Below are 23,899 nucleotides of genomic sequence, written 5' to 3' on the forward strand. Positions count from 1 at the left end.
TTGCAAGGTCCGAAGCCTCCGTCGAGCTGCCTGCCATAGTCGCCGTTACTCCACGGTCCGTTTTCCGAGAAGCGACGTCTACAGAGTCCCTACCACTATCCACCTGACCTGTATCTGATCAAACGAAGGAGCCGCCATGCCCACGTTGAGCGTAGCGATCCCCGCGTATAACGAGGAGTTGAATCTTGGCCCTTGCCTGGACCGACTACTCGCCCAAACACACCCCATCGACGAGATCATCGTTGTCAACAATTGGTCCACCGATCGAACTGCCCTGATTGCCGACGAGTACGCCTCGCGTCATCCGAACGTGCGCCGTGTCGACGAGGAGATCCCGGGTGTACACCATGCGCGGCGCCGAGGTCTCGACGAGGGCGCCTCCGACATCATCGCGAAGGTCGATGCCGACACCCGGGTGCCGCCCGATTGGGCCGAGACCGGACTCCGCTTCTTCCGAGAAATCGGACATGACGAGTCCGACTTCGGCGCGTTGACGGGCCCCATTCTCATGCATGATGCGCCGAGGTATGAAAAAAACAAGCGGGCGGCGCAGAAGAGCTTCCGCAGGTTGGGCCGGGGCCGTGCGATCGGTTCCGTTCGGGGTCCTGCGTATTTTCTACGGCGCAGTGCTTGGTTGGCGATCCGCGACGATCTGAACGATTACGACCCGATCTGGGAAGATCTGGACATCGGATTAGCTTTGAAGAAGCACGGCTATCGGATTTTCTTCGATCCGGCACTGCTTGCGGATTCCTCGTGCCGTCGATTCCGATACGCACCATGGAGGAACTTTCGATACGCCCGAGGCGGAATCGCGACGGCCCGAGCTCATGAAGACCGCAAGATAACCACGGTGATGATGGTAGACCTGCCCTTCAAGCTGGCGGTCTACACATATCTATGGCTGCTGTTGCGCCCGTGGGACCCACGCACCCGAACATGGCGGCCGCACCGTTATTTCCTGCCCCTTGCGCCCCATATCTCGGCCGAAATTCCTCCTCCCCTGCGGCCATAGATCGAACGGTTGGATCTGAAACGGGGACAAGTCACGCGGCGTCGTTGGGACCCGACACCCAATCGGCGATCCCATGAGGTTGGCCGTCGGTCACACCCGCGTAGTGGACAGCGCACACGACGCACCGTCGCGCAGAAGGTTCGACGACCTCGTCCGACGTTCCGCCCCGGAACTTGGCAGAGTGGTCCCCATGACCACTCCATCTCCCGAGCGCGAAGTGCTCACCTGGGAGCTCAACGGCATCGCCTGCCGTGAACTCGCCGAGCAGGTGGCCGCCGACGCGTTCGTCCCAGACATCATCCTCGGAATCGCCCGCGGCGGCCTGATCCCGGCCGGCGCCCTCGCCTACGCCCTGGACTGCAAGCTGATGATCTCGTTGAACGTCGAGTTCTACACCGGCGTCGGCGAGACACTGTCCGAACCGGTGATGCTGCCCTCGCTCTTGGAGTCGAGCGGTCTGACCGACCAGCGGGTGCTCGTCGTCGACGACGTGGCCGACACCGGCAAGACCCTCAAACTGGTCAACGATTTCTGCCAGGAGCAGGGACGGGTCGCCGAGGTCCGCAACGCCGTGCTCTACAAGAAGCCGCACACCATCACGATCCCCGACTACAGCTGGCGGACCACCGACAAGTGGATCGACTTCCCCTGGTCCGTGCACGGCCCGATCGTGGCGGTGCAGCGATGACCGCGGACAAGACCGGCGCCGAGACCACGGTCCGCGACAACCCCGCCGAACGCCGCTACGACATCCACGTCGACGCGCCCGGTGGTGAGGCACTGGCCGGCTTCGCCGAGTACCGCGACCGGGTCTCCGGGACCGACGCTTCGACGACCGAGCGGGTGTTCTTCCACACCGAGGTCGACCCGGCATTCGGCGGACGCGGTCTCGCGACGATCTTGGTACGCGAAGCCCTCGACGACGCACGCGCACGCAACCTCACGATCGTCGGCGTGTGCCCGCTGGTGGCCGCGTTCCTGAAGAAACACCCGGAATACGCCGACGCGACCGCTCCGGTGACGCCGGCCGTCCTCGAGTGGTTGCGCTCCTGATCCGGACTGATCCGAATCTCGTCCTCACGTGCCCGAGACGCTCCGCACCACCTCGCCCTCTGCGGTCATCTCGATCCGACGCGTGCAGTCTCGCGACGAGACGACCACGGACGCCGCCACCGGTCGGCCCGGCGGCATGATCCGGGCTGTCACCCGCTCGTTGTCGGCAGCCAACTCATCGAGCAACAGGCGCGCCATCCGATCGCGTGACGAAGCGCGGTCTTCTTCATCGAGCGATTGCAGCGCCCCGTCGTCGAGCAGGATCACCACCGCCCCGCGGGCTCGCGCCGCCCACACCGCATCCCGGATCGCGGGCGTGTCCCAGTCGGGTGCCCGGATGCCGTCGCGGAGCTGGGCCTCGAGCAGATGCACCTCGGCGATCTCCGACGACGAGAACTCGTCGTTCGCGGCGATGCGCTCCAGGACCGGGCGCGCACGCTGCTCGAAGTCCTCGAAATTGCGCCGGCGCTCGTCGGCGGCCGCCTCCGTCGATGCTGCGTCGAACGCCTCCCGGAGGGACCGGGCCCGCAGTTCGGCATTCTGATCGGCCATCGGCCGGAGGATGAGCAGGAACAGCGCCGACAGGACGAGAACCGGGTATGCCCACACGGTGATCGTCACGCCGGGAACGAAGCCGCTGCCCCGGTCGAGACCCCACAGCCCGCACAGCACGCTCATCGCCACTGCGCCGGCCCACGCGATTCCCGGCTGCCCACGCACCGCGACGAGCGTCAGCACCACGATTCCTCCTGCGGTCGCTGGGCCGTTCTGCAGCGTCATGTACTGCTCGGCGGGCAGCGACCACCACGAAATCCCGGTCGCGGCGAGCACCGCGACGGCGGCCGCAACGGCCGACCGTCGATCACATCGGCCGTCCGGGAGTCGCACCACCCGTCGTGCCGTGACCACCAGCAGCCCGAATGCCACGATCAAGCCTGCCCATCGACGGGGTGAGGTGATGTGCAGGCCGGTTCCGACGGTCACTGTCACGTACGCGACCGCGAATCCGACGAGCGCGACAAGCACTGCGCGGGATCGAAACCCGAAGAAGTCGTCGTCCTGACCGCCGGTCCCGGCGGCCGCGCAAGCAGTTGCGGCGGACGCCTGGATGCCTGCGCCGCTCATCTCGGCGACCATGAGAGCCTCACCACCGTCCCGCGGCCGGGAGCGCTGCGCACCTCCGCGTCGCCGCCGATCGCGCGCATTCGACCGATGAGTCCGGCGTCGATGCCGAAGCGCGACGAGTCGAGATGTCCGGGGTCGAACCCCACTCCGTCGTCGGCGACGCCCACCCAGAGCGCGTCGGCCGCGAGTTCACCACCGACGACCCGCTCCGCGTGGTCCCCGGCATGGCGCACGCTGTTGCGCATCGCCTCCGACAGAGCGGCGAGCACGGCCTCGACGACCTCCGCTGGATAGGTCTGGCCGTTGTCGACGACGTGGACGGTGAATTCCACGTCGTCGTCGATCTGTGCGGTCGTCAGCCGGACTTTCCGGAGCAACTCTGTCGGGACGACGTCACCGCCCACATCGCGGTCGCCGCGACGCCAGGCGTCGATCTCGCCGAGAGCCTGTCGGGCCTGCTCGGCCACCCGCTGGTCCCGGGTCGACGGCCGCAGCGCGAGGAGGCAGGCGATCACATGATCGTGTATCAACGCGTCATAGCGGGAGCGTTCGGCTTCCCGTGCGACCGCCGACGCGGTCACCTCCGCCGCCCGCACCGCGGTGGAGCGCGTCTCCCCCAGCTTCTGAGCGGTTCGCATCGTCACAATCCCCACCGCCATGAACACCCCCGTCAGCCCGATGGTCAGGGCGGTACTCGTGTACATCGTCGCCCGGACACCACCGAACACGGCCAGCTGATTGGCGGTGTGCACCATCGCCGTCGCCACCACGAGATAGCCGATCGCCGAGCCGAACCGGAGCGCGATCACCAACGCGAGCCCGGGGACGCCGGGAAACTGCACCAGCCACACCGGCCACCGTCCGTACCCGCCCGCGGTGTCGGGGTTCCATGCGACGAACCACAATGCCGTCGCCAGGAGGTAACCGGCGGCGCTGCAGATGCCCGCCGGCAGTATCCATCCCGTCGTCGGACGGAAACTACCGACGAGCAGTGCGATCGCGGGTCCGACGATGAGTGCTGCACTGAGCGGCGGCCACCACGAAGCCGTCAGCGAGGCCGAACCGATCAGAACCGGCAGCATCGCCGCGGAGTAGGCGATCACGCCCGCTCCGACGAAGCGAGCCGCATAGTGTTGTGCGCGTACCAGATCGGCGTTGGTCTCGATGGGTTCCGCGTCGGTTGCGGCGCCGTCGTCGACCCTCCGTGCGCTAGGCGTTCTCAGCACGTGCCTCGCGCCCGATTTCGGTGCGGACCAGCACACGGGGGTGGAACTCGACCCGGTGAGAGACGTGGCTCGCGTCCACTCCGACCGACGCGAGCGCGTCGCGACCCGGTGGCTGGATGCGTACCGTCACGCGGCCGTCCTCGACCTCGTCCAGCAGCTCGGCGACCGCGTTCGCCAGCCGTTCACGCGCCACGGCCGCGTGCGCGTCGTCGAGCGCGGCCAGCCCGCCGTCGTCGAGCAGAACGACGCGCACACCCCGCTGACGCGCCCGCCACGCCGCGTCCCGGACCATCGGGAGGTCGAGCCCGGAGGCACGGATGCCGTCGCGTAACTGCGCCTCGAGCAGTCGGGCCGTGGCCACCTCGTCGGCGGTGAAGGTCTCGCGGCGCGCCATGCGTGTGAGGACTGGGCGTGCGCGTTCGTCGAGAGCGGCGAGACGTCGGTCCCGCACCTCGGTGGCCGCAGCGGCGGCGGCGTCGAGCGCCGCCTGGCGTTCGTTGGCCGCGCGTAGTTCGTAGATGTTGCGGGCCATCGGGCGCAGCATGACGGAGAACAGCGACCCCATGATCATGATCGCGTATCCCGGCAGGGTGATCGACAGTCCCCAGACCGCTCCCGCGGTCGAGACGGCACCCCACACGCCCGCGATGACGCTGATGCAACCGCTCGCGAGCCACGCCGCCAGGGGACGACCGCGCACCGCGACGAAGGCCAGGATGATCACCGAGGCCCCCATCGGCGGCCCGGTCTGCATCACGTGCGACGGCGGCGACGGCAACGAGAACAGCGTCACGGCCACGGCCGAGACGGTCATCGCGGCGATGACGGAGGTCGTCGACCCGGGCAGCGGATCACCGGGCGAATCGAGGATCGTCATCCCGGCCACGACGAACAACACGAAACCGGCGAACACCCCGGTCCACTGCCACCACCCGGTGATGGACGAGTCGGCATAGAGCGTCACGGCGAAGTAGCCGCATGCGAACGCGCCCATCATCAGCCACAGGGGCCGCGACCCGATGCCGAACGCATTGACGACCTCGCCGCGTTGGGCGTCGTCGACGCCGCGAGAACACTCTCGTCTCACGGCCGCTCCCATCGGATCTGAACCGTGGTCCCCCGCCCGGCGCGACTGTGCACCCGCGCGTGGCCACCGGGCAGCCTCGCGAGACGACCGCGGATGCTCACCGCGATTCCCAGCCGGCCGACCGCCACCGACTCCGGATCGAACCCGACGCCGTCGTCGACGACCGCCATGCTCAGGGCGTCGGATGCCAACTGCACGATGACAGCGCATTCGGCATCGTCCCCGGCGTGGCGCAGCACGTTCCGCAACGACTCCGACATCGCCTCGACCACCGCATCGAGGACCTCGACGGGATACGAGGCGGGCTCGGCACGCCGAACCTCCACGCCGTCCTGGTCACCGGGGTCCTGGTCACCGGGGTCCTGGTCACCGGGGTCCTGGTCATCGGCGTTCTGGCCACCCACGACCTCCACGTCGAATCGTTCGGAGATGTCGGCGGCGGCCGACCTGATGCGACGGACCACCTCGACATCCGGAACGGTGTCCGCATCCCCGGGTCCCGGCACCCGGGCGAGTTCGTCGAGGGCCGACGCGGCCTGGGCGGCGAGCCGCTCGTCGGGACGCCCCGGCCGGACGGCCAGGAGTGAGGCGATGACCCGGTCGTGCACGATGGCGTCGAACCGCTCTTTCTCCACCTCGCGGGCCGACGCCGCGGCCACGTTGGCCGCGGTGCGGTAGGTCTCCTCACGCGTCTCGTCGAGCTCACGGCCGGTGCGGGTCGCGACCAGCACGACCGCGAGGAAGACACCGGTGAACACCAGCGACCACAGGATCTCCACGGGCGCATCGGAAGTCACCTCACCGAATCGGCCGAGCTGCTGGGAGATGTGCGCGAGGGTCGACGACACGAGCAGACCCGCCACCGCGAGACGCGGCCGCACGAGCATCAGCACCATGCTCGGCATACCGCAGAAGGCGACCATCCACTGCGCCGAGTCGTCGGGATTCGTCAGGGTCGTCCCGTTCCAGGCCACGAACCACAGACCCAGGCCGAGGATGTACCCGGCCCAGGTCGTCAGGGCGAGCGGGGTGAGCCACGCCGTGCCCGGTCGAAAGGTCGCCGCGATCAACAGGATTCCCGGTCCGACCGACAGCAGGATGCTCAGCGGTGGCCACCAGGCGTCGGTCAGCGGCGCCGAGGCGAGGATCGACGCCGCGGAGACCACGGGGTAACCGATGAAACCCAGGCCCAGGAAGCGGGCGCCCACCCGGCGGACGCGGTCCAGATCCGGCTCCGCCGAATCCGATTCGAATGCGCGCCGCACCCACGCGGGTCGTGCGGGGGTGTCGCCGCTCGCGAGATCGGTGGTGGGCATCGCGTCTCACCCTCACACCGCCGGACTCGGTGGGTCAATCCTCCGTTGAGACCAAAAAACGACGAAACCGGCCCGCTCCCTGGAGGGAACGGGCCGGTGACGGTAGAACTCGTTGGGAGAGGGCTTACTTGGCCTTCTCCAGCACCTCGACGAGACGCCAGTGCTTGGTCGCCGACAGCGGGCGGGTCTCCATGATCCGCACGCGGTCACCGACGCCGGCATCGCCGTTCTCGTCGTGGGCCTTGACCTTGCTCGTGGTCCGGATGATCTTGCCGTAGAGCGGGTGGCTCTTACGATCTTCCAGCTCGACCACGATGGTCTTCTGCATCTTGTCGCTGACCACGTAGCCGATGCGCTCCTTGCGGCGTGCGCGCACCTCGGTCTGGGTTTCGGTCACCTTCTGGTCCTCACTCATGCGTCATCACCATCCGGTCCGGACGCCAGGCCCAGCTCCCGTTCGCGCATCACGGTGTAGATACGCGCGATCTCGCGACGCACGGTCCGCAGGCGACGGTTGTTGTCGAGCTGGCCGGTGGCCATCTGGAACCGAAGGTTGAACAGTTCTTCCTTCGACTCTTTCAGGCGATCGACCAGATCAGCGTCGTTGAGCTCACGAAGCTCGTTCGCAGCAACTCCGAGTGCCATCAGAACTGCTCCTCTCTGGTCACGATCCTGGTCTTGATGGGGAGCTTGTGCTGCGCGCGACGCAGGGCCTCGCGAGCGATCTCCTCATTCGGGTAGGTCATCTCGAACAGCACGCGACCCGGCTTGACCGGGGCAACCCACCACTCGGGCGAACCCTTACCCGAACCCATGCGGGTCTCGGCCGGCTTCTTGGTCAGCGGGCGGTCCGGGAAGATGTTGATCCAGACCTTGCCGCCACGCTTGATGTGCCGGTTGATCGCGATACGAGCGGACTCGATCTGACGGTTGGTGATGTACGCGCCTTCCAGAGCCTGGATGCCGTAATCGCCGAACGTCACCTTGGTGCCGCCCTTGGCCTGCCCCTTGAGGCTGGGGTGGTGCTGCTTGCGGTGCTTGACCCGACGTGGGATCAACATGGCCTAGCCCTCCTGCTTCTCAGCCGCACCAGCGGTGGCCTCGGCGGGAGCGGCCTCGGCCGCGCGAGCGGCGTCGGTGCTCGTCGCAGTGGTGCCCGAGGCACCGCTACGCCGGGGCCGGCTGGGCCGGCGCGGACGGCGATCCTCGGCTGCCGGAGCGGCCGCGGCCAGCTCACGACGTCCACCGACGATGTCGCCCTTGTAGATCCACACCTTCACGCCGATCCGGCCGAAGGTGGTCTTGGCTTCGTAGAGTCCGTAGTCGATGTCGGCGCGCAGCGTGTGCAGCGGCACGCGACCCTCGCGGTAGAACTCACTGCGGCTCATCTCTGCGCCGCCCAGACGACCCGAGCACTGGACCCGGATGCCCTTCACGTTCGGCTGACGCATCGCCGACTGGATCGCCTTGCGCATCGCGCGGCGGAACGCCACACGGTTGCTCAGCTGCTCGGCGACGCCCTGGGCCACCAGCTGGGCCTCTGACTCGGCGTTTTTGACCTCGAGGATGTTCAGCTGGACCTGCTTACCGGTCAGCTTCTCCAGGTCGCCGCGGATGCGATCGGCCTCGGCGCCGCGGCGACCGATGACGATGCCCGGACGCGCGGTGTGGATGTCGACGCGAACCCGGTCACGGGTGCGCTCGATCTCCACCTTGGCGATGCCGGCCCGCTCGAGCCCCGTGGAGAGGAGCTTGCGGATGGCAACATCCTCTTTGACGTAGTCCGCGTACTGCTTGTCGGCGTACCACCGCGACTTCCAGTCGGTGGTGATGCCCAGACGGAAGCCGTGCGGGTTGATTTTCTGGCCCACTACTAGGCTCCCTTCTTCTTCGGCTGACGCGAACGGCTACGGCCGCCGGCTGCCTTCTCCGGCAGGCTCTCCACGACCACGGTGATGTGGCTGGTGCGCTTGCGGATACGGAACGCACGACCCTGCGCGCGCGGCTGGAAGCGCTTGAGGGTCGGGCCCTCGTCGGCGAACGCGGTGGCGACGACCAGGGTCCGGCGATCCAGATCCAGGTTGTTCTCCGCGTTGGCCACGGCACTCGCCAGGACCTTGTACACGGGCTCGGACGCCGACTGCGGTGCGAACCGCAGGATGTCGAGGGCCTCGTCCACGTTCTTGCCGCGGACCAGGTCCAGGACACGACGCGCCTTCATCGGCGTGACGCGCACGAACTTGGCGGTCGCCTTTGCTGTCGGATTATCGGTCTGCGTAGTCATTACCGGCGCTTCGCTTTCCGGTCATCCTTGATGTGACCCTTGAAGGTACGGGTGGGGGCGAACTCGCCCAGCTTGTGCCCGACCATCGAATCCGAGATGAACACCGGCACGTGCTTGCGGCCGTCGTGGACGGCAAAGGTGTGACCGATGAAGTCGGGAATGATGGTCGAACGACGGGACCAGGTCTTGATGACCTGCTTGGTGCCCTTCTCGTTCTGGACATCCACCTTCTTCAGGAGGTGGTCGTCGACGAACGGGCCCTTCTTGAGGCTGCGTGGCATTCTCTTACCTCCTCCTGTTATCGCTTGTTCTTGCCGGTACGACGGCGGCGGACGATCAGCTTGTCGCTGGCCTTGTTCTTGCGGGTACGGCCCTCGGGCTTGCCCCACGGGCTGACCGGGTGGCGACCACCGGAGGTCTTGCCCTCACCACCACCGTGCGGGTGGTCGACCGGGTTCATGACGACACCACGGACGGTCGGGCGCTTGCCCTTCCAGCGCATACGGCCGGCCTTGCCCCAGTTGATGTTGCTCTGCTCGGCGTTGCCCACCTCGCCGACGGTGGCGCGGCAGCGCACGTCGACGCGACGGATCTCGCCGGAGGGCATACGCAGGGTGGCGTAGGTGCCTTCCTTGCCCAGCAGCTGGATCGACGATCCCGCGCTGCGGGCCATCTTCGCGCCGCCACCCGGACGCAGCTCCACGGCGTGGACCTGGGTACCGGTCGGGATGTTGCGCAGCGGCAGGTTGTTGCCGGGCTTGATGTCGGCGGTCGAGCCGCTCTCGACGACGTCACCCTGCTTCAGGCCCTTGGGCGCGATGATGTAGCGCTTCTCGCCGTCGACGTAGTGCAGCAAGGCGATCCGCGCGGTGCGGTTCGGGTCGTACTCGATGTGAGCGACCTTGGCGTTGATGCCGTCCTTGTCGTTGCGACGGAAGTCGATCAGACGGTAGGCGCGCTTGTGGCCGCCACCCTTGTGACGAGTGGTGATGCGGCCGTGAGCGTTTCGGCCACCACGCCCGTGCAGCGGACGCACCAGCGACTTCTCCGGGTGGTCACGGGTGACCTCGGCGAAGTCGGAGCCGCTGGCCCCACGACGACCCGGGGTCGTCGGCTTGTACTTACGAATAGCCATGAGTCTCTAGTCCTTCTCTGGGCGCCCCGGTCAGCTGACCGAGCCCCCGAAGATCTCGATGGGCTTGCTGTCTGCGGTCAGCGACACGATGGCGCGCTTGGTGGACTTGCGCTGGCCGTAGCCGGTGCGGGTCCGCTTGCGCTTGCCCTGTCGGTTCGCGGTGTTGACGCTGGCAACGCTGACACCGAAGATCTTCTCGATCGCGATCTTGATCTCGGTCTTGTTGGACTCCGGGTGCACCAGGAAGGTGTACACGTTGTCCTCCATGAGCCCGTAGGACTTCTCCGAGATCACGGGCGCCAGGATGATGTCGCGCGGGTCGGCAACGGTCGCCATGTCAGGCCTCCTCTGCTGTCTTCTCGACGGCAGCCTTGGCATCCGCCGTGTTCTGCTCGATGAAGGCATTGAGCGTCTCGACGCTGAACACCACCTCGTCCGAATCCAGGACGTCGTAGGTGTTGAGCTGATCCGGCGCGATCGGCAGCACGTTCTGCAGGTTCGCGACACTCAGCCACGCCGTCAGGTCCTCGCGGCCGAGGACGACCAGGAACTTGCGGCGATCGGAGAGGCTCTCCAGGAACTGACGCGCCGACTTGGTCGAGGGCTTCTGCCCGGAGACCAGTTCGGTGATCACGTGGATGCGCTCGTTACGAGCGCGATCGCTCAGCGCACCGCGCAGTGCGGCCGCCTTCATCTTCTTGGGGGTGCGCTGGCTGTAGTCGCGCGGCTGCGGGCCGTGGACGGTGCCACCGCCGGCGAACTGCGGGGCGCGGGTCGAACCCTGACGCGCACGGCCGGTGCCCTTCTGGCGGTACGGCTTGGCGCCACCGCCGCGGACCTCGCCGCGGGTCTTGGTGGAGTGCGTGCCCTGGCGTGCCGCGGCCTGCTGGGCCACGACGACCTGATGCATCAGCGCGATGTTGGCCGGGGCGTCGAAGAGCGCGGCGGGCAGGTCAACGGTTCCGTTGGTCTTGCCGTCGGCGGTCTTGACGTCCAGCGTCAGCTTGGTAGCCGTCTCGGTGCTCATTTGGCACCACCCTTCACTGCGTCGCGAACCATCACGATGCCGCCCTTGCGACCCGGGATCGCTCCCTTGATCAGCAGGAGACCGGCCTCGGCGTCCACCTTGTGGACGGTGAGGTTCTGCGTGGTCACCTTGTCGTTACCCATGCGGCCTGCCATGCGCATGCCCTTGAACACGCGACCCGGCGTGGCGCAGCCACCGATCGAACCCGGAGCGCGGTGTACGCGGTGGGCACCGTGGCTGGCGCCCAGACCGGCGAAGCCGTGACGCTTCATGACGCCGGCGAAGCCCTTGCCCTTGGAGGTGCCGGTGACGTCGACCAGCGCGCCGTCGGCGAAGATCTCGGCGGTCAGTTCCTGACCGACCTCGAACTCGGCGACGTCGTTGACGCGGATCTCGGCCAGGTGGCGGCGCGGGGTGACCCCGGCCTTGCCGAACTGACCGGCGACCGGCTTGGTCACCTTGCGGGGATCGACGGCGCCGTAGGCGAGCTGGACGGCGGTGTAGCCGTCACGGTCCGCGGTGCGGAGCTGGGTGATCACGTTCGGGCCGGCCTGGATGACAGTCACCGGGACGACGCGGTTGTTCTCGTCGAAGACCTGGGTCATGCCGAGCTTGGTGCCCAGGATGCCCTTGGTCGAACTCTGATTGCTCATGTGTTATCTCGCCCCCGTCCTACTGGATGTTGACGTCGACGCTGGCCGGCAGGTCGATGCGCATGAGCGCGTCGACCGTCTTCGGTGTCGGGTCGAGGATGTCGATGAGTCGCTTGTGGGTACGCATCTCGAAGTGTTCGCGGCTGTCCTTGTACTTGTGCGGCGAACGGATGACGCAGTACACGTTCTTCTCGGTGGGCAATGGCACCGGGCCGACGACGCGTGCCCCGGTACGGGTCACGGTCTCCACGATCTTGCGCGCCGAAGCGTCGATCGCCTCGTGGTCGTAGGCCTTGAGCCTGATGCGGATCTTTTGTCCCGCCACGCTGTGTCCTCTTCCGTCAGTTGTTCTCGACAGACAAACACCGCGTGATCTGGACCGACCTCTCGCCGGCTGAGCACATGACCACCGTGTGAGATACGGCAATCGACGCTGTTCATCTGTCGTTGTACGTTGGCTCGCACCTGGTACGAGCCGGTTTGCTCCGGCACCCGCGGTCGGGCGTGTCGGGACCGTGAACCGAAATCGGGGCACGCGTTACACGCCCAGTCCCCGTAGACCGGGCCTGGGAGTCATTCACCTGATCGCGACCGCGGGTCTGGCACATGGCACAACCTGCGTCCGCCGGTCAAGGCAACCCGAACAGTATGCATCAGGTCGGGAGCACGATCAAATCAGTGCCGGCGACCGTCGGCCGAACCTTACCTGACCGATGAGTAAGATACCGCCATGAGTTCCACGAACCCCACCTTCGCCCTGCGCAAGAAGCTGCCCGCCAATCCGCTGGGCAACGTCCTCTTCTCCCTCGGCATGGTCGCGAAGGTCCCGTACTTCGGCACCGTCCTGCCTCTCGTGCAGGAGATGGAGCCCGGCTACTGCAAGGTCACCGCGCCCAACTGGTTCGGCGTCCACAACCACATCGGCACCTTCCACGCGATCGCGGCGTGCAACCTCGCCGAGGCCGCGATGGGGATGCTGATGGAGGCCACCACGCCCACCACCCACCGTTGGATTCCCAAGGCGATGCAGACCAGCTATCTGACGAAGGCCACAACGCGCCTGACCGCCGAGGCGCGACTGGCCGACCCCGTCGACTTCGACGCGATCACCACCGGCACCGACGTCACCGTGTCGGTGAGCATCGCCGACACCGAGGGCGTCGAGGTCGTGCACTGCGACATCACCACCTGGTTGACGCCGAAGTAGTCGCCCCGCCCGGGGTGCCGTCCCGACCGGCTGCTCCTAGGGTGGGAGGATGCCTCCGCCCGGGGCACCAGGGCACCAGCGGCACCGGAGTACGACAGCTAACGAGGAGGACCACCGACCCATGTGCGGAATCTGCGGCGAGATCCGGTTCGACGGGACGGCTCCGGATGTCTCGGCGGTCGACGCCATGACCTGCGAGATGACGCGTCGCGGCCCTGACGGCTCGGGCGTCTTCTCGAAAGGCGCTGTGGCGCTCGGTCATCGGCGCCTGAAGATCATCGACCTGACCGAAAAGGGCAGTCAGCCGATGATCGACCCGGCACTCGGCCTGGCGTTGGTCTTCAACGGCTGCATCTACAACCACCACGAACTGCGCGCCGAACTCGAGGGCAAGGGCTACACGTTCTTCTCCCACGCCGACAGCGAGGTCATCCTCAAGGCGTTCCATGCCTGGGGCCCCGACTGCGTCGACCATTTCATGGGCATGTTCGCGTTCGCCGTCGTCGACACCGACACCGGCGTGGTCACCCTCGGACGGGACCGGCTCGGCATCAAACCGCTCTACCTCGCCGACACCCCCGGTCGACTCCGGTTCGCCTCGTCGGTGCAGGCGCTCCTGCGCGCCGGCGACGTCGACACCTCGATCGACCGGGTGGCGTTGCACCACTACTTCAGCTTCCATGCCGTCGTCCCGGCACCCCACACCATCTACAACGGCATCCGGAAGCTGCCGCCGGCCACCGTCATGACGATCCAGCCCGACGGACGCCGCACCGAACGCCGTTACTGGGAACCGGCTTTCGAACCGCATCCCGACCGCCGGGACTGGGACGAGAAGCGATGGCAGCACGAACTGCTCGACTCGCTGCGGACGTCCGTGCGCCGGCGCATGGTCGCCGACGTCCCGGTCGGCGTGCTGCTGTCCGGGGGCGTCGACTCCTCCCTGGTCGTCGCGCTGCTCGCCGAGCAGGGTCAGACCGACCTCGCGACCTTCAGCATCGGATTCGATTCCGCGGCCGGGGAATCGGGGGACGAGTACGCCTACTCCGACCTCATCGCCGACACCTTCGGCACCGACCATCACAAGATCCACATCGGGACCGACCGGTTGCTGCCCGCGATCCCGGATACGGTCGCGGCGATGGGCGAACCGATGGTCAGCCACGACTGCGTCGCGTTCTATCTCCTGTCGCAGGAGGTCAGCAAGTCGATCAAGGTGGTCCAGTCCGGTCAGGGCGCCGACGAGATCCTCGGCGGGTACAGCTGGTATCCCCCGCTGCTGGACGTGACCCGGGAGAAGACGACGCGCGCGTACGCCGACGTGTTCTTCGACCGCGACGATGTCGACATCCGCGGCATCCTCGCAGACGACTACCTCACCGAGGCCGGGTACGACCCGAGCTTCGAGTTCGCCTGGGCCCACCAGTCCGCACCGGGCGCGGCCACCGCCGTCGACGCCGCCCTCCGCCTGGACACGACCGTCATGCTCGTCGACGACCCGGTCAAACGCGTCGACACCATGACGATGGCCTGGGGCCTGGAGGCCCGCGTCCCGTTCCTCGACCACGAGTTCGTCGAACTGGCCGCCACGTGTCCCCCCGATCTCAAACTCGCGCATGGCGGCAAGGGCGTCCTCAAGGAGGCGAGCCGGGCGCTGCTGCCGTCGGCGGTCATCGATCGCACGAAGGGGTACTTCCCGGTGCCGGGTATCCGCCATCTGACCGGCGGTGTCCTCGATCTCGTGTCGGACACCCTTCGGTCGAAGGCGGCCCGCGATCGCGGCCTGTACCGGCCCGCGGCCCTCGACCGACTGTTCGCCGACCCCAACGGAATCCGCACGAGACTCGACGGCAACGAGCTGTGGCAGGTCGCCCTGCTGGAGATGTGGTTGCAGACGATGGAAGCGAACGCCCGACGGTGACCGCTCTGCGCTTCGACGACCGCGGCTGGAAGACCTACGGCGCCTCGCTCTCCCCCGACGGGAGTGCCTTCGCCTACATCGTCGACGAGGGCACCGGTTATCCGCGGGCCGCGCAGCGGTCGCTCTCGCGGGACGGCGTCGGCGAGTTGCGCTGGGTGCAGCTACGATCCACCGGGCCCGTCCGAAAGGTGGTGCACTCCACCGACGGTCGCTGGCTGGCGGTCGAGATCGCGCCGAGCGGCGGTGAGCATCACCAGGTGTGGGTCGTCACCACCGATCCCGACGACGACACCGCCCATCGCATCGCCGCGACCCGCCCCGACGGGCGATCGTTCGGCACGGTGGGCCTGGTCGGCTGGGACACCGACTGGGTCCTGATCACCGCCATCGATCAGGACGGCACCTCCCACGCGCTCCGCGTGCATCCGGGGACCGGGACGACACTCACCCTCGATCAGCGCGTCGGCAGCGTGCTGATCGACTCGTGGAAGGGCGCCACCCTCGTCCGAGTGGGCCCGCGGGGCTATCACGACATGTTGCTGCTGCGCCGCCGCCCCGAGTCGGGTGACGACGAGATCACGATGACCCCGCTGCTCCCACAGGATCCCGGCGCGGTCACCGACCAGGGTTACCTCCTCGACCAGGGTTTCGATCACTCATCCCTGGTGTTCGTCCCCGCCCCGAACGAACCGGCCCGCGACCTCGACAGTGTCCAGGCGCTGGTGCGCAGCGATTTCGACGCCAAGTTCCCTCGGCTTCTGGGAGTCGAGGTCAGCAAGTTCGGCGTGCGCTTCCGGGTGATGGCCCAGCGCGTCGACATCGGGCTCGACGAGTTCGCGGTCAGCCACGACCAGTCGACCGTCGCCCTGCTGTGGAATGTGCGGGGCTGCAGCGAGTTGCAGATCCTGACCCTGCCCGATCAGACCCTGCACCCGCCCATCGACCTGCCCGGCGAGGTGGCCTCCGATCTCTCGATCAGTGCCGCCGGGTCGGTGGTGACGGTGACGGTGTCGAGCCCGCAGCACTCCCCCTCGTCCATCTCGTGGATGTCGCCAACCGGCAGGTGTTCCCGGTCCGCGACGACGTCGTCGCCGGCGAGGGGCCCTCGTGTCTGCTCCGGCCCGAACTGATGGAGTTCTCGGCGCGCGACGGTATGCCGTTGTCCGGCTTCCTGTTCCGCGCCAAGCGAGCCGCCGGCACGGCCGTGCCCGGCCCCACCCTGCTCTACTTCCACGGCGGACCGGAGGGACAGTCGCGCCCGGACTACCAGTTCCTGTTCGGTCCCCTCGTCGACGCCGGGATCACGGTCTTCGCCGCGAACGTCCGCGGGTCGTCGGGATACGGCCGGCTGTTCGCGCACGCCGACGACCGATACGGACGGTATGCCGGGATCGACGACGCCGCGGACTGTGCCGAGTTCCTGTGTCGACAGGGCATCGCCGACCCCGACGCGGTCTACTGCTCCGGCCGTTCGTACGGCGGTTATCTGACCCTGGCATGCCTGACCTTCCATCCCGAGCTGTTCGCCGCCGGGATCGCCATCTGCGGCATGAGCGACCTGGAGTCGTTCTTCCGCAACACCGAACCGTGGATCGCGGTGGCGGCCTACACCAAGTACGGACATCCGGAGTTCGACCGTGAACTCCTCGCCGACCTGTCGCCGATCCACCGGATCGACGCGGTGCGCGCGCCGCTGCTCGTCGTCCACGGAGCGCACGACACCAACGTGCCGGTGAGCGAGTCGCAACAGATCGTCGCCGAACTCCAGGCACGCGGCGCCGTGGCCGAGATGCTGATGTTCGACGACGAGGGTCACGAGATCGTCAAGCGGCACAATCAACATCGGCTCACCGAGGCGGTCGCCGACTGGATCGCGCGTCACCCGTCCCGGAACCGGTCGTCGCGATGAACAGGCGGATGACCGACCGCCTGCTCGCCCAGCTCGCCGAGACGCGTTCGCCCAACACACGCGCGAATGTGCTCGAGGAACTACGTCGACTGATCCTGTCCGGTGGCGCGCCCCCGGGGACCCAACTCCCGCCGGGCGAGATCGCCGACGCCTTCGACGTGAGTCCGATCCCGGTCCGCGAAGCCCTGAAGACGCTGGTCGGCGAAGGCCTGGTGGTGCACCGTCCCGGAGTGGGGTACCGGGTGAGTCAGCTGTCCACCGAGGAGCTACGCGAGATCTACTTCGTCCGAGGCACTCTCGAACAAGCAGCACTCGCCCGGTCCGTCGGCCTGATCGACGAGTCCGCGCTGGAGACCGCACACGCACGCCACATCGAGCTGCTCGCGGCGGTGAAGTACAACGACGGCAAGGCCTTTCACGACATCTCCCGCGAGTTCCATCGCGCTCTCACCGAGCCGTGCGCGATGCCGCGGCTGCTCAACATGTTCGAAGCGACCTAGAATCTCACCGAGCCGTTCCAGGTGATGAGATCGGTGACCGCCGAGACCCAGCAGGCACTCAACACCGACCACGCCGACCTGCTCGCGGCCTTCGGCGACCGGGACACCGCGTCGGTCCTCGACGTCGCACACCGTCACCACCAGCGCCTCGAGAGCGCCGTCATCGAGACCGCCGCACTCCTCGACGTCCGCCACGACTGGGCCCCGGCGAAATATATCTGCCCGTTCATCGCGGGGTAACAATCCGTTCTTACATTTCTCCCATCAGCGTGCCCCCGTACGACTTCCGACCCCGGCCGCTGACCAGGACCAGGACAACGCCAATGCCCACACCACCCTCCGGGACGCCCGGACCGCAGGTACCCGCGGCCACGTCTCACACCGGCGCCGCCGGTGAGAGTGTCATCAAGTCCACCTACGACGATCGGCTCACCAACACCGATCTCGCGCCACTCAAGGAACAGAAGTGGACGTGGTACAACATCTTCGCCTTCTGGATGTCCGACGTTCACAGCGTCGGCGGCTACGTGTTCGCGGGCAGCCTCTTCGCGCTGGGCATCGCGGCCTGGCAGGTGCTGGTGGCGCTCGTGGTGGGCATCGTGGCCGTCAACATCCTGTGCAACCTGGTCGCGAAGCCCTCCCAGATGGCGGGCGTCCCCTACCCGGTGACGACCCGGGCCTCCTTCGGCGTCAAGGGCGCCAACATCCCGGCGATCATCCGCGGCGTGATCGCGGTCGTCTGGTACGGCATCCAGACCTACCTCGCCTCAGTCGCTTTCGGCCTCCTGGCGCTGAAGTTCTGGCCCGGACTCGAGCCCTGGGGCGATGTCGAACAGCATGGTTTCCTCGGCTTGTCCGCGCTCGGCTGGGCGGGTTTCATCCTGATGTGGATCCTGCAGGCGTTCGTGTTCTGGAACGGCATGGAAACCATCCGGAAGTTCATCGACTTCTGCGGTCCCGCAGTGTATGTCGTCATGATCGCGCTGGCGGCCTACCTGGTCGTCGAGGCCGGTTGGGACAACGTGAGTCTCGACCTGTCGGTCGGCGACGGGCTCTCCGGTTGGTCGTCGTTCACGATGATGATCAGCGCGATCGCACTCGTGATCTCCTATTTCTCCGGTCCGATGCTCAACTTCGGTGACTTCTCGCGGTACGGGCGCACTTTCGGCGAGGTCAAGAAGGGCAACTTCTGGGGCCTGCCGGTCAACTTCCTCTTCTTCTCACTCCTCGTGGTGTGCACGGTCTCCGCGGCGGTCACGGTCATCGGCACCGACGAGGACGGCAACATCATCACCGATCCGGTGCACATCGTCGATCGCATCGACAACACGACCGCCGCGGTGCTGGGCGTGCTCACCTTCGCCATCGCCACGATCGGGATCAATATCGTCGCGAACTTCGTCTCGCCGGCGTTCGACTTCTCGAATGTCGCGCCCACCAAGATCAGCTGGCGAACCGGCGGCATGATCGCGGCGGTCGGCTCCGTGCTCATCACGCCGTGGAACCTCTTCAACAATCCGACCGCGATCCACTACACAATGGACACCCTCGGCGCGGTCATCGGTCCGCTGTTCGGCATCCTCATCGCCGATTTCTACCTCGTCAAGAAGCAGAAGATCGAGGTGGACGAGCTCTTCACCATGAGGCCCGAGGGCGCCTACTGGTACCGCAACGGCTGGAACCCGGTTGCCGTCGGCGCCACCGCCATCGCGTCGATCCTCCCGATCGGTGTCGTCATCTTCGGCACCGTGTATCAGGCCAGCTTCACATGGTTCATCGGCGCGGGCATGGGCATGCTCCTCTACTGGCTCGGGATGAAGTTCGTGCCGACCCGCCTGATCTACGGACCCGCGGCGCTCGCACGGATGACCGATGACATCGAAGTGATGTCGGCGGAGCCCGAGACCGCGGGAACGCCGACCACAGAAGCCGCATCCACCGTGCCCGGGGGCAGTACCCGGAACTGACGGGCGGTGAACCACCGGGCCGCGCGAGCATCTCGCGCGGCCCGGTCTGCTGTGTGTGCGGCTTCCGAACCCACCGCCCACCCCTGACGCATCCATTGTGCCATTGACAAATGGCACGGTTGCTGATGGTGTGAGTTGATGCACACCAGGACGACTCCGACCCCGCTGCCGACCCGCGCGTCGGCACGGGCCACCGCGACCGCCCATGCGACGAGGTGGGGGCTCGGCACGTTCACCGGCGCGATTCCACTGAATCCGCTGGGCATCCGACTCTCGCGCGGTCTCATCGCCGCGATCATGCGCACGCTCGGACGTACGCCATCCGGAACAACCGTGTATCCGGTCCGCGAGAACGGCATTCGCGGCGAGTGGGTTCTCGGACCGGATGTCCGACGGGGGCGCCGCGCGATCTACTACGTCCACGGCAGCGCGTACAGCATCTGCTCGGCTCGCACACATCGGTCGCTGGCCGCGCGGCTCTCTTTCGCGACCGGGATACCGGTGTTCGTCGTCGACTACCGTCTGGCTCCCGAGCACCGATTCCCCACCGCCGCCGAGGACGTCGCCGACGGCTTCGACTGGCTGCTCCGCCAGGGCTTCCTTCCTGCCGACATCGTGGTCGCCGGCGACTCCGCCGGCGGTCATCTGGCCTGCGATCTGACCCTCCGACGCGCGGACGGCGGCGCTGCCCAACCCGCCGCGGTCGTCCTGTTCTCCCCGCTCATCGACCTCACCTTCAAGCTGGCGCGCACCCAGGAACGCATCCGGCGCGACCCGGCGATCACGGCTGCGGCTGCCGCCCGCCTGGTGGCGCTCTACACCCGCGACGTTGCCGCCGACGACCCGCGTCTCGCGCTGGATTTCGCGGCGGCACGGGATCTTCCACCGTTCCTCATCCAGGCGGGCGGCGCCGAGATGCTCAGCGCCGACGCCCGCCACCTGCACGAGCAACTCAGCGCGCACGGCGGTGACAGCCGGCTGGAGATCTGGCCGGGCCTGATGCACGTCTTCCAGGCCCTCCCCCGGCTCGACCCAGAAGCCGACGCCGCACTGCGCCGGGTGGCCGAGTTCCTGGGCGACCGGGCGGCGGACCGGCCGTCTCCGGCGACGGCCCCGGCCTCACTCACCGAGGCGGACGCGTCATGATCACCGCGGTCGACGGAATACGGCGTCGGTTCCTCCGGAATCCGGTGTCGCAGAACGCTCGCGCGCTCGTCACCGGTGCCGGGAGCGGGATCGGCCGTGCGTTCGCGCTCGAACTCGGCCGGCGCGGCGGCGAGGTGATCTGCGCCGATATCGACGAGACACGCGCCGACGAGACCGCGTCGCTGGTCACCTCCCGGACCGGGCGGGTGGCCCATGCGTTCACCTGCGATGTCGCCGACCGGGCCGCGATGGCCTCGCTCGCGGCGTTCACCCGCGACACCTTCGACGGTCCACCGACTCTCGTCGTCAACAACGCCGGAGTCGGCATCGGGGGCCGCCCGGTCGGCGACATCGGGTTCGACGACTGGGACTGGACGCTCGGGATCAACCTCTGGGGTGTGGTGCACGGGTGCGAACTCTTCGCACCGATGCTGCGCGAAGCGGGCCGCGGCGGGATCATCAACGTCGCGTCGGCCGCGGGTTTCGCCGCGGCGCCGGTGATGGCGCCCTACAACGTGTCGAAGGCCGGCGTGGTCTCGCTGAGCGAGACACTCGCCGCCGAGCTGGCCTCCGCCGGCGTCGGTGTCACGGTTCTGTGCCCCACGTTCGTCAAGACCAACGTGGCTCGCGACGGTCGGATCACCTCGGACGCACAGGATCTCGCCGGGACGCTGATGCGCTGGACCGGGGTGTCCCCGGCCGGCGTGGCCGCATCGACACTCGACGCCCACGATCTGGGACGTCTCTACGTCCTGCCGCAACTGGACGCCCGCGTGATCTGGCATCTCAAACGACACTTCCCGGCGTCCTACGTCCGCGGACTCGGACTCCTCAACCGCCTCCTGCCGTCGTCCTGACCCGGCGACCTCAGCGCACCGACCACAAGAAAGGACCACTCTCATGGCCATCGACCTCGACAACATGCTGCAGAAGATCAAGGACCGTCAATGGGCCCTGATCGACATCGATTGGGACGCACCGGGCGCCGAGCTCATCGACCCCGACCTCCACGCCAAGCTCAAACCCTTCATGAGTGACCTGATGTGGATCGAGAACGTCGGCGCACGGGGCTTCGCGGCCATGGCCAAGAAGGCGCCGACCCCGACGCTGAAGAGCATCTACGAACACTTCCACGCCGAGGAACAGAAGCATGCCAATGCCGAACTGGCACTGATGCGCAGGTGGGGCATGCTCGACGGCGACGAGATCCCGTCACCGAATGTCAACGTGCAGCTGGTGATCAACTGGCTCGACCGACACTCCGACGACATGTCCCTGTCCTTTCTGGGAACCGTGATCCCGATGCTCGAGGTCGCGCTCGACGGCGCGCTGATCAAGTTCATCACCGACGAGGTCAAGGATCCGGTGGCCCTGGAGGTGTTCAGACGGATCAACTCCGATGAATCGCGGCACCTCGCAGTCGACTTCGAGGTGATGGAGATCCTCGGACACGCGGGGTTGCGCAAACGGACGATCGATTTCGTCGGCGGGTGGGTCAAGCCGACCTTCCTGATCGGAGCTCTCAGTTATGTACCGCTCCTGAACAAGATGCGCGACAACATCGTCGCGATGGGGGTCGACGAGGAACGGCTGTACAGCGCGATGAAGCGCTACCGGGCGGTGGGAGATCGAAGTGAGTACGTGCGGCGCCTGCCCATGTTCCAGGTGGTCGCGTACCACGGTGCGGCGGTGATCAATCGAGGCAACGTGCCCTACCACCTGTTCGCCGACTCGATGGTGAAGCTCACCGATCGCATCCCGTTCGGGCTGGTCCACCGAACACCCACGTGGTCGCAGGAACTCACCTACGAGCCGACGGCCTGAGGCGGCGGTGATGCACACCTCGGTGGCCATCATCGGAGCCGGATTCGCCGGTATCGGCGCGGCGATCCGTCTCCGGGAGCACGGAATCGACGACCTCGCGATCTTCGAACGCGACGACCGGGTCGGCGGCACGTGGCGCGACAACACCTATCCGGGTGCCGCGTGCGACATCCCGTCGCGCCTGTACTCCTACAGCTTCGCGCCCAACCCGGACTGGTCGCACACCTACTCGCGCAGTGCCGAGATCCTCGACTACATCCGGTCGATGGTCGACGACTCCGGGATCGGACCGCACATCCGGTTCGGCCACACGGTGACCGGGATGGAGTACAACGCCGACGACGGTCTGTGGACCATCACCTTCGACGAAGGGCACGAACCGGTACGGGCGCGCGCCGTCGTCCTGGCCTCGGGTCCGCTCGCGAACGCCTCCTTCCCCGACATCCCCGGCATCGAGGACTACGAGGGGCACAAGATCCACAGCGCACGTTGGGATCACGACTACGACTTCACCGGCAAGAAGGTCGCTGTCGTGGGCACCGGGGCGAGCGCGGTCCAGATCGTGCCGGAGCTGGTCGAGACCGCCGCGTCGGTGAAGGTCTTCCAGCGCACGCCCGGCTGGGTCCTGCCCCGCGCGAACGTGCGGACCCGTGCGACGACCAAGCGGCTCTATCGGGCGGTGCCCGGCACCCAGCGACTGGCGCGTTCACTCTGGTTCTGGGGTCACGAGACGGTGGCGCTGGGCGTCGTCTGGAACACTCCCCTGACCCGCGTCGTCGAGGCGGTCAGCAAAATGCACCTGCGGTCACAGGTCGACGACCCGTGGCTGCGCCGGCAGCTCACCCCCGACTTCGCCGCGGGATGCAAACGACTGCTCATGACCAGTGACTACTACCCCGCGCTCCAGCGACCGAACTGCACACTGGTGACCTGGCCGATCGCCCGCATCGCCGAACGCGGCATCCGCACCGTCGAAGGTGTTGAGCACCAGTTCGATTGCATCGTGTTCGCGACCGGGTTCGACGTGTCCAAGACCGGGACGCCGATCCCGATCACCGGCCTCGACGGCCGCGACCTCGCGTCCGAGTGGGGCCGGGGCGCGTTCGCGTACCGCAGCGTCGCCGTGTCCGGCTATCCCAATCTGTTCTTCACGTTCGGACCCAACTCCGGCCCGGGCCACAGCTCCGCGCTGGTCTACATGGAGGCCCAGATCGACTACATCACCGAAGCGGTCACCCAGCTGCTCGAGAACGACTGGAAGGCTCTCGACGTGCGCGCCGAGGCGCAGGAGCGATACAACCAGGACATCCAGTGTCGACTGACCTCGACCACCTGGAACTCCGGATGCCAGAGCTGGTACCTGACCGACGACGGGTTCAACGCGACGATGTACCCCGGCTTCGCGACCCAGTACGTCAATCAGCTGCGCCGCGTCGAACTGCGCGACTACCGGATCCTCGTTCACCGGGACGCTCGGACTCCGGCCACCGCAGCGTTACAGTGA

Annotated in this window: 25 protein-coding genes and 2 pseudogenes; 12 read left to right on the top strand and 15 right to left on the bottom strand. The window is 67.1% G+C overall.

Annotated features, from left to right (window positions below):
* Positions 1-136 precede the first annotated feature (136 nt).
* The 3 genes from MVF96_RS18315 to MVF96_RS18325 all read left to right on the top strand — a co-directional run bounded on the left by MVF96_RS18315 (position 137) and on the right by MVF96_RS18325 (position 2,068).
* On the top strand, positions 137-1,015 hold the full coding sequence (locus MVF96_RS18315; RefSeq protein ID WP_165629699.1) for a glycosyltransferase family 2 protein: 879 nt from the start codon (positions 137-139) through the stop codon (positions 1,013-1,015).
* 190 nt (positions 1,016-1,205) lie between these two features.
* Positions 1,206-1,703: a phosphoribosyltransferase gene (locus tag MVF96_RS18320; RefSeq protein WP_065631405.1), complete on the top strand. Its 498-nt coding sequence runs from the start codon at positions 1,206-1,208 to the stop codon at positions 1,701-1,703.
* Positions 1,700-2,068, top strand: a complete 369-nt coding sequence (locus MVF96_RS18325; protein ID WP_247449972.1) for a GNAT family N-acetyltransferase — start codon at positions 1,700-1,702, stop codon at positions 2,066-2,068. The genes MVF96_RS18320 and MVF96_RS18325 overlap by 4 nt, the downstream gene beginning before the upstream one ends.
* Before the next feature lie 24 nt (positions 2,069-2,092).
* Here the strand turns inward: MVF96_RS18325 and MVF96_RS18330 are convergent, their stop codons facing one another.
* From MVF96_RS18330 to rpsJ, 15 genes are all read right to left on the bottom strand, one after another.
* Positions 2,093-3,193, bottom strand: coding sequence for a hypothetical protein (locus MVF96_RS18330; protein ID WP_247449973.1), 1,101 nt, complete (start codon positions 3,191-3,193; stop codon positions 2,093-2,095).
* The gene (locus tag MVF96_RS18335) at positions 3,190-4,419 is read right to left on the bottom strand and encodes a sensor histidine kinase (protein ID WP_058252336.1); all 1,230 of its coding nucleotides are present in this window, start codon (positions 4,417-4,419) and stop codon (positions 3,190-3,192) included. The genes MVF96_RS18330 and MVF96_RS18335 overlap by 4 nt, the downstream gene beginning before the upstream one ends.
* Positions 4,403-5,506, bottom strand: coding sequence for a hypothetical protein (locus MVF96_RS18340; RefSeq protein ID WP_247449975.1), 1,104 nt, complete (start codon positions 5,504-5,506; stop codon positions 4,403-4,405). Before MVF96_RS18340 ends, MVF96_RS18335 begins: the two co-directional genes overlap by 17 nt.
* A complete protein-coding gene (locus MVF96_RS18345; RefSeq protein WP_078113107.1) occupies positions 5,503-6,822 on the bottom strand; it encodes a sensor histidine kinase in 1,320 nt (439 codons plus the stop codon). The genes MVF96_RS18340 and MVF96_RS18345 overlap by 4 nt, the downstream gene beginning before the upstream one ends.
* A 124-nt stretch (positions 6,823-6,946) precedes the next feature.
* On the bottom strand, positions 6,947-7,237 hold the full coding sequence (rpsQ, locus tag MVF96_RS18350) for a 30S ribosomal protein S17 (RefSeq protein ID WP_058252339.1): 291 nt from the start codon (positions 7,235-7,237) through the stop codon (positions 6,947-6,949).
* Complete coding sequence (gene rpmC / locus MVF96_RS18355) at positions 7,234-7,467, bottom strand: 50S ribosomal protein L29 (protein ID WP_004020547.1); 234 nt, start codon at positions 7,465-7,467, stop codon at positions 7,234-7,236. Before rpmC ends, rpsQ begins: the two co-directional genes overlap by 4 nt.
* Positions 7,467-7,883, bottom strand: coding sequence for a 50S ribosomal protein L16 (rplP, locus tag MVF96_RS18360; protein ID WP_004020548.1), 417 nt, complete (start codon positions 7,881-7,883; stop codon positions 7,467-7,469). Before rplP ends, rpmC begins: the two co-directional genes overlap by 1 nt.
* A gap of 3 nt (positions 7,884-7,886) precedes the next feature.
* Positions 7,887-8,693, bottom strand: coding sequence for a 30S ribosomal protein S3 (rpsC, locus tag MVF96_RS18365; RefSeq protein ID WP_004020549.1), 807 nt, complete (start codon positions 8,691-8,693; stop codon positions 7,887-7,889).
* A 2-nt stretch (positions 8,694-8,695) separates the two neighbouring features.
* Entirely contained in the window at positions 8,696-9,106 is a 411-nt protein-coding gene (gene rplV / locus MVF96_RS18370) for a 50S ribosomal protein L22 (RefSeq protein WP_247449977.1), read from the bottom strand.
* Positions 9,106-9,387, bottom strand: a complete 282-nt coding sequence (gene rpsS / locus MVF96_RS18375) for a 30S ribosomal protein S19 (RefSeq protein WP_004020551.1) — start codon at positions 9,385-9,387, stop codon at positions 9,106-9,108. Before rpsS ends, rplV begins: the two co-directional genes overlap by 1 nt.
* A 17-nt stretch (positions 9,388-9,404) precedes the next feature.
* On the bottom strand, positions 9,405-10,241 hold the full coding sequence (gene rplB, locus MVF96_RS18380) for a 50S ribosomal protein L2 (protein WP_004020552.1): 837 nt from the start codon (positions 10,239-10,241) through the stop codon (positions 9,405-9,407).
* A gap of 30 nt (positions 10,242-10,271) precedes the next feature.
* On the bottom strand, positions 10,272-10,577 hold the full coding sequence (gene rplW, locus MVF96_RS18385; protein WP_058252341.1) for a 50S ribosomal protein L23: 306 nt from the start codon (positions 10,575-10,577) through the stop codon (positions 10,272-10,274).
* A 1-nt stretch (position 10,578) separates the two neighbouring features.
* Positions 10,579-11,268 (bottom strand): 50S ribosomal protein L4, encoded by a 690-nt coding sequence (gene rplD, locus MVF96_RS18390; protein WP_058252342.1) that lies wholly within the window; start codon positions 11,266-11,268, stop codon positions 10,579-10,581.
* Positions 11,265-11,921, bottom strand: a complete 657-nt coding sequence (gene rplC / locus MVF96_RS18395; RefSeq protein WP_058252343.1) for a 50S ribosomal protein L3 — start codon at positions 11,919-11,921, stop codon at positions 11,265-11,267. The genes rplD and rplC overlap by 4 nt, the downstream gene beginning before the upstream one ends.
* A 19-nt stretch (positions 11,922-11,940) precedes the next feature.
* Complete coding sequence (rpsJ, locus tag MVF96_RS18400; protein ID WP_003938093.1) at positions 11,941-12,246, bottom strand: 30S ribosomal protein S10; 306 nt, start codon at positions 12,244-12,246, stop codon at positions 11,941-11,943.
* Between the two features lie 405 nt (positions 12,247-12,651).
* Here rpsJ and MVF96_RS18405 point away from each other — a divergent pair, with 405 nt between their 5' ends.
* The 9 genes and pseudogenes from MVF96_RS18405 (at position 12,652) to MVF96_RS18445 (ending at position 23,899) form a co-directional block, all read left to right on the top strand.
* Positions 12,652-13,128, top strand: coding sequence for a hotdog fold domain-containing protein (locus MVF96_RS18405; RefSeq protein ID WP_165629693.1), 477 nt, complete (start codon positions 12,652-12,654; stop codon positions 13,126-13,128).
* Positions 13,129-13,249: 121 nt separating this feature from the next.
* Positions 13,250-15,049 carry an N-acetylglutaminylglutamine amidotransferase gene (locus MVF96_RS18410; RefSeq protein ID WP_065629644.1) on the top strand — a complete coding sequence of 600 codons (1,800 nt, stop codon included), beginning with the start codon at positions 13,250-13,252 and terminating at the stop codon, positions 15,047-15,049.
* A pseudogene (locus MVF96_RS18415) lies at positions 15,046-16,958 on the top strand (alpha/beta hydrolase family protein). Before MVF96_RS18410 ends, MVF96_RS18415 begins: the two are co-directional and overlap by 4 nt.
* A gap of 8 nt (positions 16,959-16,966) precedes the next feature.
* Positions 16,967-17,698 (top strand): annotated as a pseudogene (locus MVF96_RS18420) (GntR family transcriptional regulator).
* An 83-nt stretch (positions 17,699-17,781) separates the two neighbouring features.
* The gene (locus MVF96_RS18425; RefSeq protein WP_247449979.1) at positions 17,782-19,425 is read left to right on the top strand and encodes an NCS1 family nucleobase:cation symporter-1; all 1,644 of its coding nucleotides are present in this window, start codon (positions 17,782-17,784) and stop codon (positions 19,423-19,425) included.
* 138 nt (positions 19,426-19,563) lie between these two features.
* Positions 19,564-20,571, top strand: a complete 1,008-nt coding sequence (locus tag MVF96_RS18430; protein ID WP_247449981.1) for an alpha/beta hydrolase — start codon at positions 19,564-19,566, stop codon at positions 20,569-20,571.
* A complete protein-coding gene (locus tag MVF96_RS18435) occupies positions 20,568-21,428 on the top strand; it encodes an SDR family NAD(P)-dependent oxidoreductase (protein ID WP_068970130.1) in 861 nt (286 codons plus the stop codon). The genes MVF96_RS18430 and MVF96_RS18435 overlap by 4 nt, the downstream gene beginning before the upstream one ends.
* Before the next feature lie 43 nt (positions 21,429-21,471).
* Positions 21,472-22,395 (top strand): ferritin-like domain-containing protein, encoded by a 924-nt coding sequence (locus MVF96_RS18440; RefSeq protein ID WP_247449983.1) that lies wholly within the window; start codon positions 21,472-21,474, stop codon positions 22,393-22,395.
* A gap of 10 nt (positions 22,396-22,405) precedes the next feature.
* Positions 22,406-23,899 (top strand): flavin-containing monooxygenase, encoded by a 1,494-nt coding sequence (locus MVF96_RS18445; protein WP_058252352.1) that lies wholly within the window; start codon positions 22,406-22,408, stop codon positions 23,897-23,899.

Origin of the sequence: Gordonia hongkongensis (assembly GCF_023078355.1) — a bacterium.
In the GTDB taxonomy this organism is placed as follows: Bacteria; Actinomycetota; Actinomycetes; order Mycobacteriales; family Mycobacteriaceae; genus Gordonia; species Gordonia hongkongensis.

Excerpts from the sequence above, each read along its gene's own strand:
- MVF96_RS18315 (WP_165629699.1), top strand. The coding sequence starts at position 137 with ATGCCCACGTTGAGCGTAGCGATCCCCGCGTATAACGAGGAGTTGAAT.
- MVF96_RS18320 (WP_065631405.1), top strand. The coding sequence starts at position 1,206 with ATGACCACTCCATCTCCCGAGCGCGAAGTGCTCACCTGGGAGCTCAAC.
- MVF96_RS18325 (WP_247449972.1), top strand. The coding sequence starts at position 1,700 with ATGACCGCGGACAAGACCGGCGCCGAGACCACGGTCCGCGACAACCCC.
- MVF96_RS18330 (WP_247449973.1), bottom strand. The coding sequence starts at position 3,193 with ATGAGCGGCGCAGGCATCCAGGCGTCCGCCGCAACTGCTTGCGCGGCC.
- MVF96_RS18345 (WP_078113107.1), bottom strand. The coding sequence starts at position 6,822 with ATGCCCACCACCGATCTCGCGAGCGGCGACACCCCCGCACGACCCGCG.
- rpsQ (WP_058252339.1), bottom strand. The coding sequence starts at position 7,237 with ATGAGTGAGGACCAGAAGGTGACCGAAACCCAGACCGAGGTGCGCGCA.
- rpmC (WP_004020547.1), bottom strand. The coding sequence starts at position 7,467 with ATGGCACTCGGAGTTGCTGCGAACGAGCTTCGTGAGCTCAACGACGCT.
- rplP (WP_004020548.1), bottom strand. The coding sequence starts at position 7,883 with ATGTTGATCCCACGTCGGGTCAAGCACCGCAAGCAGCACCACCCCAGC.
- rplV (WP_247449977.1), bottom strand. The coding sequence starts at position 9,106 with ATGACTACGCAGACCGATAATCCGACAGCAAAGGCGACCGCCAAGTTC.
- rpsS (WP_004020551.1), bottom strand. The coding sequence starts at position 9,387 with ATGCCACGCAGCCTCAAGAAGGGCCCGTTCGTCGACGACCACCTCCTG.
- rplB (WP_004020552.1), bottom strand. The coding sequence starts at position 10,241 with ATGGCTATTCGTAAGTACAAGCCGACGACCCCGGGTCGTCGTGGGGCC.
- rplW (WP_058252341.1), bottom strand. The coding sequence starts at position 10,577 with ATGGCGACCGTTGCCGACCCGCGCGACATCATCCTGGCGCCCGTGATC.
- rplD (WP_058252342.1), bottom strand. The coding sequence starts at position 11,268 with ATGAGCACCGAGACGGCTACCAAGCTGACGCTGGACGTCAAGACCGCC.
- rplC (WP_058252343.1), bottom strand. The coding sequence starts at position 11,921 with ATGAGCAATCAGAGTTCGACCAAGGGCATCCTGGGCACCAAGCTCGGC.
- MVF96_RS18405 (WP_165629693.1), top strand. The coding sequence starts at position 12,652 with ATGAGTTCCACGAACCCCACCTTCGCCCTGCGCAAGAAGCTGCCCGCC.
- MVF96_RS18410 (WP_065629644.1), top strand. The coding sequence starts at position 13,250 with ATGTGCGGAATCTGCGGCGAGATCCGGTTCGACGGGACGGCTCCGGAT.
- MVF96_RS18425 (WP_247449979.1), top strand. The coding sequence starts at position 17,782 with ATGCCCACACCACCCTCCGGGACGCCCGGACCGCAGGTACCCGCGGCC.
- MVF96_RS18430 (WP_247449981.1), top strand. The coding sequence starts at position 19,564 with ATGCACACCAGGACGACTCCGACCCCGCTGCCGACCCGCGCGTCGGCA.
- MVF96_RS18435 (WP_068970130.1), top strand. The coding sequence starts at position 20,568 with ATGATCACCGCGGTCGACGGAATACGGCGTCGGTTCCTCCGGAATCCG.
- MVF96_RS18440 (WP_247449983.1), top strand. The coding sequence starts at position 21,472 with ATGGCCATCGACCTCGACAACATGCTGCAGAAGATCAAGGACCGTCAA.
- MVF96_RS18445 (WP_058252352.1), top strand. The coding sequence starts at position 22,406 with ATGCACACCTCGGTGGCCATCATCGGAGCCGGATTCGCCGGTATCGGC.